11 protein-coding genes are annotated in these 10,404 nt (G+C 52.1%); 2 read left to right on the plus strand and 9 right to left on the minus strand.

All coding sequences use genetic code 11. From position 1 onward, the window contains the following. Positions 1-22: 22 nt before the first annotated feature. From ACOJWD_RS00200 to ACOJWD_RS00230, 7 genes are read right to left on the minus strand one after another with little or no spacing between them, the layout of a single operon-like run. Positions 23-676 carry a response regulator gene (locus ACOJWD_RS00200; RefSeq protein ID WP_486991197.1) on the minus strand — a complete coding sequence of 218 codons (654 nt, stop codon included), beginning with the start codon at positions 674-676 and terminating at the stop codon, positions 23-25. Beyond that, positions 645-1,547 (minus strand): sensor histidine kinase, encoded by a 903-nt coding sequence (locus ACOJWD_RS00205; protein WP_486991198.1) that lies wholly within the window; start codon positions 1,545-1,547, stop codon positions 645-647. Before ACOJWD_RS00205 ends, ACOJWD_RS00200 begins: the two co-directional genes overlap by 32 nt. 14 nt (positions 1,548-1,561) lie before the next feature. Beyond that, the gene (locus ACOJWD_RS00210; protein ID WP_486991199.1) at positions 1,562-2,332 is read right to left on the minus strand and encodes an alpha/beta fold hydrolase; all 771 of its coding nucleotides are present in this window, start codon (positions 2,330-2,332) and stop codon (positions 1,562-1,564) included. Positions 2,333-2,343: 11 nt separating this feature from the next. After that, positions 2,344-4,296, minus strand: a complete 1,953-nt coding sequence (locus ACOJWD_RS00215) for an AMP-binding protein (RefSeq protein ID WP_486991200.1) — start codon at positions 4,294-4,296, stop codon at positions 2,344-2,346. A 3-nt stretch (positions 4,297-4,299) separates the two neighbouring features. Then, the gene (locus ACOJWD_RS00220) at positions 4,300-4,917 is read right to left on the minus strand and encodes a nucleotidyltransferase family protein (RefSeq protein ID WP_486991201.1); all 618 of its coding nucleotides are present in this window, start codon (positions 4,915-4,917) and stop codon (positions 4,300-4,302) included. Beyond that, the gene (locus ACOJWD_RS00225) at positions 4,892-5,923 is read right to left on the minus strand and encodes an XdhC family protein (RefSeq protein WP_486991202.1); all 1,032 of its coding nucleotides are present in this window, start codon (positions 5,921-5,923) and stop codon (positions 4,892-4,894) included. Before ACOJWD_RS00225 ends, ACOJWD_RS00220 begins: the two co-directional genes overlap by 26 nt. Positions 5,924-5,954: 31 nt before the next feature. Next, entirely contained in the window at positions 5,955-6,401 is a 447-nt protein-coding gene (locus tag ACOJWD_RS00230) for an SRPBCC family protein (RefSeq protein WP_486991203.1), read from the minus strand. 242 nt (positions 6,402-6,643) lie between these two features. On the opposite strand from ACOJWD_RS00230, the gene ACOJWD_RS00235 reads away from it, so the two are divergent. After that, the gene (locus ACOJWD_RS00235; RefSeq protein ID WP_486991204.1) at positions 6,644-6,946 is read left to right on the plus strand and encodes a hypothetical protein; all 303 of its coding nucleotides are present in this window, start codon (positions 6,644-6,646) and stop codon (positions 6,944-6,946) included. Here the strand turns inward: ACOJWD_RS00235 and ACOJWD_RS00240 are convergent. Together ACOJWD_RS00240 and ACOJWD_RS00245 are read right to left on the minus strand one after the other, a co-directional pair. Then, complete coding sequence (locus ACOJWD_RS00240) at positions 6,912-8,102, minus strand: polysaccharide deacetylase family protein (RefSeq protein WP_486991205.1); 1,191 nt, start codon at positions 8,100-8,102, stop codon at positions 6,912-6,914. The two genes, ACOJWD_RS00235 and ACOJWD_RS00240, sit on opposite strands and share 35 nt — an antisense overlap. 238 nt (positions 8,103-8,340) lie before the next feature. Next, positions 8,341-9,570, minus strand: a complete 1,230-nt coding sequence (locus ACOJWD_RS00245; protein WP_486991206.1) for an MGDG synthase family glycosyltransferase — start codon at positions 9,568-9,570, stop codon at positions 8,341-8,343. A gap of 188 nt (positions 9,571-9,758) precedes the next feature. On the opposite strand from ACOJWD_RS00245, the gene ACOJWD_RS00250 reads away from it, so the two are divergent. Beyond that, positions 9,759-10,400: an IMPACT family protein gene (locus tag ACOJWD_RS00250; RefSeq protein WP_486991207.1), complete on the plus strand. Its 642-nt coding sequence runs from the start codon at positions 9,759-9,761 to the stop codon at positions 10,398-10,400. Positions 10,401-10,404 lie beyond the last annotated feature (4 nt).

The following is a 10,404-nucleotide window of genomic DNA, read 5'->3' on the forward strand; positions in this document are numbered from 1 at the left end:
GTCAGAGTCCTTCTCCCTCTTGTCACTCTTCCACCAAGCCGTGGCGAATGGCATAGGCGGCAGCTTGTACACGGTTATCGTAATGAAGTTTTTGCAAGATGTTGCGCAAGTGATTCTTGACCGTATTTTCGGCGATGTAAAGCGCCTCGGCGATTTCTCGGTTGGTCATGCCTTGCCCGACTAATCTTAACACCTCAATTTCGCGTGAGGTAAACTCCGATAGTGGTCCGACACTGCTCTCCGACGATTTACGTCCCGCCACGGTACGAATAATTTTTGACGCAATATCTTCGGAAATGGTCGCTTCCCCCTGGACATGGCGTCTCACCTCATCGACGAACGCCTCTGGACCCATATGCTTGATTAAATATCCTTGGGCCCCAGAACGAATAGCCTCAAACAATAAGTCATCATCGTCACTCGCTGTCAACATGCAAATCTTCACATAAGGCAATTTCTCCTTAAGGAGTCGCGTCGCTTCGAGCCCGTCCCCTTCGGCCATGTTGATATCCATCAAGATTAAATCCGGCATGACCTCCTGAGCTACCCTGAGCGCCGCATACCCACCTTCGGCTTCAGCGACAATTTCCATATCAGGCTGCATTTGTAGCAACGACGAAAGTGCCGACCGAAAGAGCGCATGATCATCCACCAACATGAGTCTTGCCTTTTCCACCGTCCATCCCCCTTCCATCAATGGGAACCAGAATCCGCACCGTCGTTCCATCTCCCAAATGACTCTCAATATCGAGCTTACCACCAATCGCTTCGGCCCGTTCACGCATCACCTCAAGACCGTAGTGATCGGTCGAGCCTTCTCGTCCTTCCATAGCAAATCCGACACCATCATCCGCAATGATAAATTCCACTACACGCTCCTGGCGAATACAGCGCACGTCCACCCGCCGGGCTTGTGCATGCTGTCGTACATTGGCCAAGGCTTCCTGAATGATGCGTAAAATCTGTACTGAGGCGAGGTCGCTCCACAGTTCGTCAGGAGGGCTTAAAGGTTGGACAATGACGCGAATATTGGTGGTGCGCTCAAATTCTTTGGCTTGACGCTCAATAATCGGCCAAAATCCTTCGTCCAATCGTTGACTAGCTCTTAAATCATAAAGTGTTTGGCGGACTTCTAAATAGGTTTGATTCAAGAGCGCTTCCAACACCTCGATTTCCTGACGCAGACCAGACTCATCGTGATGGTGCACAAAATCCTTTAATTTGTAGGCCTCTATTTTCAACACCGCGAGATTTTGCGCTACCCCATCGTGCATTTCACGTGCAATCCTCTCCCGTTCTTTCAAAGATAGCAGGGCTTCTTTGAAGGTTCGACGTTCCGTCTCCAGACGTTCGATAGCCCGAAATACATACCATGAAAAGATAATGGCTCCCACCAATGTGGTGCCCACCGCCAGCGCGCTCACGGTGGTTGGCGAAAAGTGGCGGGTCAGATAGTAGGTACGAAATATCTCGCCCCCCGCAACATAAGCGGTCGGACCCACAATCGTTAGTATTTTGAGCCACAAATAGGGACGTTGGTCGTCCATGACTTCCTCCTCAACTACTCAGGTAACTCACCGTTCAGTAAAAAGGATTCAATCAACTCTTCAACACGCGTCGGATACTCGACCAGCGCTAAGTGTCCCGCGCGCGGAATCACATACACTTGACTTCCCTCGATCAATGCCGCCACGCTGTCCGCCATCTGTGGTGTCGTCCTCTCGTCCCGACTCCCCACTAAAATTAGGGTCGGTACCTTCAAATCGGAAAACACGGCCCGATTATCGGTGAGGTAAATCGCTTCCATCGAGGCTAGGTACTGCTCCTTTGATACGGCGGATAATTCATCTAAAAACTGCGCTTCATATTCGGACTCAATCGGAGGAGTAAATGTTTGCGCTACATAGAGCCGAGCAAATTCTGGCATAGACAGTTGACTTAACTGGTCTCGTCGTTCACTCACAGCTTCGGCACCGCGGGAAAATCCTACGGTGGTCCCCATCAATACCAACTTGGCCACTCTCTCAGGCCACGCTCTGGCCGCCCTTGCCATCACCCAGGTCCCAAGCGATACCCCCACCAGATGTACCGGTCCCGAGACCATGTCCACTAAGTCCCCCACATCCTGCACCCACTCCTCCAATAACGGAGCAAGCTCACGATTTTCGCCAATGCCGCGCGGATCGTAGCTGATCACTCTAAAGTGACGCGATAACGGAGGAATGAGCCGATAGAACAAAAACCGTCCCATCCCTAAACTAGGGTGGAAAATTATGGTCTCTTCTCCCTGGCCGGTCACACGGTATTTTAAGCCGCGACTTGTGCGTTCCATAATGTGTCTCCTTAACCCCTCTCTGGTGGTGACACGTGACCTGCTACTTCTACGTGCCTCAATACAGTGATATTTTCAATCGACGATACATCGCCTAAAGGCAACCCTAAAAAACTTGCCCGAATCGCACGGCGCACCACTTTGCCATTACGCGTCTTGGGTAGTTCTGGCACCAAATAAATAGCGCTAGGCCGTAATGACTTCCCCATATGATGAGCCACATAGTCTTTTAATTCGTTGTCCAACGCGAGATCACCTCGACTGACGACAAAACAGACCAACGCTTCTCCCTTGACCGGATCCGGCACCCCAATGGCCGCTGCCTCAATGACCTTGGGGTGCGAGACTAAAACCGATTCTACCTCCGCGGGACCCACACGCTTACCGGCCACCTTGATGGTGTCATCGCTACGCCCAGAGATAAACCAAAACCCCTCGTCATCAATATAAGCGTAATCGCCGTGCACCCAGACCTTCGGAAATCGTTGCCAATAGGATTCTATGTAACGTTGATCATTTTTCCAAAATCCCCGTGTCATTCCCGGCCACGGTGCGCGAATCACCAATTCACCGATTTGCTGCTTTGCTGGCAATCCCTCGCTATCCCATATCTCGGCTACCATCCCGGGAATGGGACCATTAAATGCTGCTGGCTTTGACGGTTCAGTCACAAATCCACTTAAGATTCCACCGGAGATTTCCGTACCGCCACTGTAGTTAATAATAGGGCAGCGCTCGTGTCCAATTTTTTCATAAAACCAGTTCCATGGGCCTACATTCCATGGTTCGCCTGACGATCCGAGCACGCGCAGTGACGACAGATCTTTCCCCTGTAAGGGCGCGTCACCCTCTCCCATAAGTCCCCGAATCACCGTCGGGGATATCCCAAATACGGTGACGTGATGAGCATCAATCATCTCCCAGAGCCGCCCCGCATGAGGATAGTCAGGTGTTCCATCATATAGGACGATAGTGGCCCCTGTGATAAGCCCGCCATATACCATCCACGGCCCCATCATCCAGCCCATATCGGTATACCAAAAAAATATGTCTTGCGACTTTAAATCAAAGGCATGCCACAGGTCTTGCGTAGCTTTTAACGGAAATCCGGTGTGGACATGGAGAGCTCCCTTGGGCTTTCCCGTCGTCCCCGAGGTGTAGATCAGCAGTAACGGCGCGTCGCTGGACACAATCCGCGTCGGAAAGGGCTTCTTGGGTGCACTCGCGATAAGGTCTTCAAACCTGAGGTCGCGCTCTTGCGTCCACGGCACCTGGATGCCAAGACGTGAAACCACCACCACCTGAATCCCTGACATGTCTTTGAGTGCTTCATCCGCGGTCACTTTCATTTCCACAATCCGCCCGCGCCGCGTATATCCGTCGGCGGTAATACAGATCTTGACCTCGGCATCTTGTAGGCGGGTCGCAATCGCCGGTGCGCCATAGCCAGAAAAGATGGGTACTACAATCGCTCCCAATTTGGCACATGCCAACATGGTCATCACAGCCTCTGAACTCATAGGAAGGTATATCGCCACCCGATCGCCTTCCTCGACATGAAGATCTTGTAATGCGTACGCTAGACGATCGGTAGCTTCTTGAAGCTCTTTATAGGTCCAGGTCCTAACCTTTCCCGATTCCGTCTCTTCAATGATGGCCCGCTTGTCTCCATATCCGTTATCCACGTGACGATCCAGTGCAGCCAGCGCCAGATTAGTCTTCCCACCGACAAACCAGTTCGTCCATTCCATCCCCTGTGATTGATCTATCACTTTGGAATACCCTGTCACAAAGGGCCAATCAATCATTTTCACTACCGCATCCCAAAACCACTCCGGGTCACGAAAAGCGCGCTCTCGGAGTGCCGGAAGATCGGACATCTGATACTGTTCTAGAAATTTTCCGAGATGACTCTCTCGAATCCGCTCTTCACTTGGGTACCAACGCGCTTTACCATTGTCCATGCGCTAACCTCTCCCCTCAGCTACCCACAACTGTGCTAGGGCATAGTCTTCTGCGGTATCAATATCAAATGCCGGATTAGGACGGCCGCCAAATGGCACATCCACATCGATGGTGTCCTCACGTCTATTCCATATGGACCCGAGTCCACGGTCCATCGATAGTTGATCTATCGCCCCATCTAACGCACTGTCGAAAAACACCGGATGACCTGGAGTACCGTCATATCTTGCCCGAACGCCGTGGACATGCACAGCACGGTTTGTAAAGGCCCGCCAGACCACTGTGATATCTTCAGATGTAATAAAGGGCTGATCAGCTAGCAGCATACCAATAGCCACAGGCCCATAGCGCATGCGCACGGCATGGACACCAAGTTTTAACGATTCTGCGATGCCTCTTTCGGGATGCGGGTTCATCACTACCTGATCTCTCTCCTGGCCTTGACGAGCTACCACCACACTGACAAGGCCCATACGATGGACCGTAGCCCGTTGATGATCCACCAGTGTGCCATCCTCATCCCAAGGTAGATCGGGTTTCGACCGCCCCTTCATCCGGGTTCCTAAACCGGCTGCTAAAATCACCATCACTGGGTCAGCGATGAATTCGCTCTCTTCCATGAAGAGCGCCTCCCGTCGTCCCTGCTCTTATGGCCATCAATTCAGCGACGATACTGATGGCCACCTCCTCCGGAGTTTCCGCTCCCAGATCTAATCCAACCGGGCTATGCAGAGGAAGAGACCCGGCCTCGCCAAGACCGGTCTTTGCCAACATCTCTCGGGTTCGAACGCGAGGGCCAAGAACTCCCACATACCGCGGGGTGGTCTGGCTTGCCAACACGAGTGCCTCTTCATCTCGCGATTGATGATGATTCATGATGATCCAAAAACTATCTCTCAACTCGGAAGAATCTACGTCCCGAGCTGATTTCACCACATGGGTCACACCGGGGAAGTGCTGCGCATTATTCACTCCATCGCGAGGATCTAACATCACCACATCAAACCCGGCTTGGTGAGCCAGCCGAGCGACAGGCTCGGCATCATGTCCTGCTCCGGCCACAACCAGTCGCTCAGGAGGTCGCAAAATATCCCACCACACCTCCCCGTCACGGCCAGTGCGCTCGTGCGAGCCTAGCACGGCCAACACATCCATCTCGGGAGTGAAGGACCCACGCGAGATCCATTCGCCTGCTACATCTGAAAAAAATCGCCCGCCACTGGGCAACACTCCGCCAAAAATCGTGGGGGTCTCCGTCGTCAGCCGTTGATGAAAACTGGACCAAAAGGCATCCTCGGGATTTAACGGCTCAATCCAGATCTGAATCTTACCTTTACACCCGATCCCGAGCCCCCACATTGCATCTTCTGTTAAATCGTAATGCTGAATACTGGGCAATCCGGTCTCCATGGCCCGCTCCGCATGGGCAAACAAATCTCCCTCCAGGCAGCCCCCGCTCAAGGTTCCCAGCATGTGTCCGCTCTTCGCCATCACCATCCTGGCTCCCGGCCGGCGATATGCAGATCCTTTCACCGCTATTAGTGTCAAAAGCGCCACCTGCTGGCCGCTTTGATGCCACTCAACCGCCTTATCCATGAGAGCATGCGCATCTCGTATGGACGACATTATTTGTCACCTCACTGCCTGAACTGGTTCGCTACCCTTGTGCTCGCTGAACTTCCTTGGCAATATTCCCGAAAAATTGGTTGACGATAAAGGCCGCCACCCCAGACAGCATGCGCTGACCCACTCCAGCGACCGTGCCTCCGATTTTAGCTTCCCCTTCATACTGGATATCACAACCAGAATCAGTATTCTGGAATCGGACAACCATGTCCACATTGACGAAACCACCTGATCCTTGGCCCTCCATAAGAAGTCGATAAGACTGACCGACTACCGGTTCTTCGATGACCACGGTGCCAGCATATTTTCCTCGAATGGCCGCCACGCCCATTTCCAGATCGGCCTGATAGCGATTCTCCCCCTGAGGCTCCAATCGTTTGAGTCCCGGCATGGTGCGCACTAGCACCTCCGGATCGGTGAGAAGACCATAGCAGACCTCTGGAGTCGTCTCAACCTCTTTGTGTCCTTTCAGTTGCATACTATCCCTCCCTCACCTTCTTCCCCCATTATGACGTCACTCACCCACATTGGCTAGCGATCATAGTAAGTGAAGCGTTGGAGAATCACTCCAACCGCAAAGCCGAATTTCAAGGAGTTACCTCCGATCATGCTTGTAGTTCAGCGCTAAACCGCATCTGCTTGAAACAATATGTAGTCCGATGAGGCTTCATGGTATCATCGTATAAGGAATGGACCTGTGATTTTTAAGGAGGACTCCCGATGATTCGAGAACGCATTGACCAGCATATTGAAGAACGGATTGAAGCCGTGCTTGAACCTCATATCGAACAATGGTTGCATCGATTTTTTCGTTCTGCAGAAGGTGAGGCGCTCATTACTGAAGTTAGCGCCGATTTTCTCTTGTCGTGGCTCTCGCCACCGTCTCCCGACTCCAAAGAAATCAGCTATTTTCAACGCACTCTACTCGAAGTCATTCGGCAAACCGCCAGCCGCGACCCGGAATTTCGACAACAAGTGATTGATGTGCTTAATCCGCATTGGCAACGCCCCCATCAGTCTTAGTGCGGCGCCGATGAGCCTTTTCCTGTCCATAGCGACGTAAAAACTCCTCGCGCGACATGAGCACCATCACCGGCCGCAGGTGAGCCCAACGCCGCAGTGTTCCCCAACCATCCTTGTGATAGATAGACATCAGAATGACGAGATACACTTGCATCGACCACTTCATCCATCCGCGCACCGGATAGCGCCGGAACCCCAATTTTTCAATGGCGCGTGCCGCATCCAATAGAGTTACTCCACCAATAGCCACTACATCCTGGTACTTCGCCATTCCCTTCACATAGCTTGCCGTGTCCCCAAGGCCTCCCATCACGCCGTGCATGGCCCTCAATCCGGCGGCGCGATCGCCGCTCAATTGGGACAAAGCCGGATTCCCGAAGTGAATTTCGCCTAATGCATCTCCGCGATGTAGAATGCTGCCGTCGTCCAAGGTGGCCGTCGTGCCACGATACCGCGATCGTCCCAGCCGAAGCATGGCTTCGCCTCCCCGAGAATTCGGAATGGTGTCAATATCCCACGACCGAGTGAATCGCAGCTCCCACCAAGTCCATATTCGGCGCAAGTTCGACCGATCCGGCGCGATATCCTTCACCCTTCCGGGATGTAGCCCTAGACTTCGCAGACCTTCGACCATAGAAGGCAACGCCAGACGCGTGCGCTCACGCTCTCCACCGGCATCGTGCATCACCACCACCAGACCCGGCTGGGCCAATTGCACCACATAATGAGTAATAAAGTTGGAAGAATGATCCTCTTTCCAGTCGTCGGGGGCAATATTCCAGAATACCGGGGTCAGGCGAAACTTCCGTATCGCAAAATAGGTACCCAGGTTCACATGACCCCAGGGGGGCCTAAACAGTTGGGGACGCTTTCCCGTCAAGGACTCCAGTTGTAGCAGCGCAGCGCGGATCTCCCGATAGCTTTGCCAGGGCCACAACAAAAATGCCGACACGTGACGGTTCATATGCAGACCCACTTCATGCTCACTGGCAACCATGCGCCCTATAACATCGGGATGTGCTTGAGCTCGCGCAACAATCACAAAAAATGTCGCCTTCACCTGTAACTGGTTCAATGTTTCGATAATCGCGTCGGTATCGTCGCCCGGCCCGTCATCAAACGTCAGTGCCACGGTGGTGCTCTCACGAGATCCCATGAATGCGCCCCATTGCAGATGATGAAACAGCACGTCTGGCAGCAGGTAAACGATAACCCAAAGTCCGACGATAACGAGCACTACATCAATAGCCGTCGTCCTCCCTCACCCCCTTCCCTCTCTCATCTGTGCGCCGGTATGACGTTTTCGCGTAACCCCGTCTTAACCAGATGGATGATGCGGCTCCCGCATGGGCTAGGAGCGCCATCATCCATCCTCGCCCGTCCTCTCACGACGTCTATTGAGCATGCGCCTTACTATCATACAAAGCTTGGCGCACTTGCGCTGCAATCACGTTAGCCGCCGTGGGATGCCCTAATTGACGGGCTTGTCGCGCCATGGACTTCAGTTCAACGGGATGACTAAGAAGGTGTGTCACCAACGCGGAAATATCGCCAATATCCTTGGCTAAAAGGCCCGCCTCATGTTTTACAACGTAAGTGGCATTGGCATCTTCTTGTCCGGGAATCGGTCGGTAAATCAGCATGGGAACTCCTCGACATAAGGCCTCGGTCGTCGTTAGTCCTCCGGCTTTGCTAATCAGTAATGCACTAATGCCCATCAGTTCATGCACATTATCTACATAGCCCAACACCACCATGGGATGGTGTGAAGCCTTTTGATGCTTCAATGCCAATTGACGCCGATTTTCCTCGCGACCCGCCACGACCACCGTCGCATGAGGGACTCTCAACTTATCTAGTTGGGTGAGAATCTGATCAAACTCAGCAATTGGCATATAGGATCCGCCCATAAACAAAATCACTGGCTCATCAGCGAGATTCAGGTCACGTCGCACTTTCTCTTCATTGACAGGCTCTTGAAAACGACTATCGACAGGAATTCCCGATACCACAATACGCTCTTCCGGAACACTCCGTTCCATCAAGGCTTCTTTCATGTCCTCGCCGCCGACAAAATACAGGTCCACATATTTATGAATCCACTGAGAATGAATGCTATAGTCTGTCATGACTACGTAATTCAAAGCCTGCAAGCGCCCCTGACGCTTTAGCGTTGATACCACTCCAGCTGCGGTTGGATAGGTCGACACAATAATCTTTGGAGGATTCGGACGAATCGCCCGATAAAATGACTCAATACCAATATGATTTAAAAATTGCTGAGTCGAAGATTCTGGATCAATGCGCTGTGTGGATGCATAAAAGGCCTTCCAGATTTTAGGCGCATAGCGAACTGACGTGAGATACCCCCAACGTATCGCATTGTCCAACAGTTGGTTAACAAATTTATAGTAATCGAGAATCCCCATTTTGGTTCCTGGATTAGCCACTAACAGGCTTAAAGCAATAGCCTTCGCCGCTCGCAAATGTCCATCTCCATAACGGGCAGCTAAAATCATCACTTCTGGACGCATCGCTAAGGTGTCCTGGTGGTGGTTGCTGAGCCACTCTATCTGTTCCTGCGGATTCATTCGCGCAAATTCCGCATGGCTGCTATTTGCCACAAATTCACCTCCTCGTCGCCACAATTTCCACACCCACGATACCATTCAAGCCGCGTCATGACTAGTCGTTCGAGACATGAGGCGTTATGCTAGTGTACGCTGAACAAACCTGAACATTCACCAAAAGAGTCCGGAGAACCACCTAAGCCTGCTTAGGCATTAGTCAACCGATGGAGGAAATCGTCACCATGCCTACGGTATTTTCATCCCAACCTGTCGAGTATCTTGTGGAGCGTTCACGCTTCATTGGGCAGACCTTCCGCCTCACCGGCTCCAATGATCTCATGCCGCATCTCGATGCTCTCAAAGCCCAGTATCCTGGAGCTAATCACTATACCTGGGCATATCGCATTCATTCCGGTAACATGCGAGCTTCTGATCAAGGCGAACCACAAGGCACTGCTGGATTGCCGATGCTCCATATTTTGGAACAGCAACACTGGGAAGAAACCTTAGTCGTGGTGATTCGGTATTTTGGAGGCATTAAGCTCGGCCGTGGCGGTCTTATTCGTGCCTATCAAGAAACCGCGCAGCGAGCAATCACGAAGACCGAGCCGGGACGGATTGTACTGGTGAGATCCCAAACTCTAGAGATAGGCTATCCACATTACGAAAGAGTGCGCCATGCGATTACACCCTTGGTACTCACGCTGGAAGCAACATTTAATGATCAGGTGGCACTCCACATATCATTGGAAGATACAGCAGGAGATCGTCTCACCCAGATTCTCTACCAAGAGATCGGCAATCAATGGCGAATCACAGATGAACATCAAAGTGCCACGGTGATTCCCATGCCCTCCTCTGACGATCCACTCTTCGAAAGTTAGTGAA

It is taken from the genome of Sulfobacillus sp. TH-112 (assembly GCF_057473405.1).

Excerpts from the sequence above, each read along its gene's own strand:
- ACOJWD_RS00210 (WP_486991199.1), bottom strand. The coding sequence starts at position 2,332 with ATGGAACGCACAAGTCGCGGCTTAAAATACCGTGTGACCGGCCAGGGA.
- ACOJWD_RS00235 (WP_486991204.1), top strand. The coding sequence starts at position 6,644 with ATGATTCGAGAACGCATTGACCAGCATATTGAAGAACGGATTGAAGCC.
- ACOJWD_RS00250 (WP_486991207.1), top strand. The coding sequence starts at position 9,759 with ATGCCTACGGTATTTTCATCCCAACCTGTCGAGTATCTTGTGGAGCGT.
- ACOJWD_RS00230 (WP_486991203.1), bottom strand. The coding sequence starts at position 6,401 with ATGCAACTGAAAGGACACAAAGAGGTTGAGACGACTCCAGAGGTCTGC.
- ACOJWD_RS00225 (WP_486991202.1), bottom strand. The coding sequence starts at position 5,923 with ATGTCGTCCATACGAGATGCGCATGCTCTCATGGATAAGGCGGTTGAG.
- ACOJWD_RS00215 (WP_486991200.1), bottom strand. The coding sequence starts at position 4,296 with ATGGACAATGGTAAAGCGCGTTGGTACCCAAGTGAAGAGCGGATTCGA.
- ACOJWD_RS00240 (WP_486991205.1), bottom strand. The coding sequence starts at position 8,102 with ATGGGATCTCGTGAGAGCACCACCGTGGCACTGACGTTTGATGACGGG.
- ACOJWD_RS00205 (WP_486991198.1), bottom strand. The coding sequence starts at position 1,547 with ATGGACGACCAACGTCCCTATTTGTGGCTCAAAATACTAACGATTGTG.
- ACOJWD_RS00220 (WP_486991201.1), bottom strand. The coding sequence starts at position 4,917 with ATGGAAGAGAGCGAATTCATCGCTGACCCAGTGATGGTGATTTTAGCA.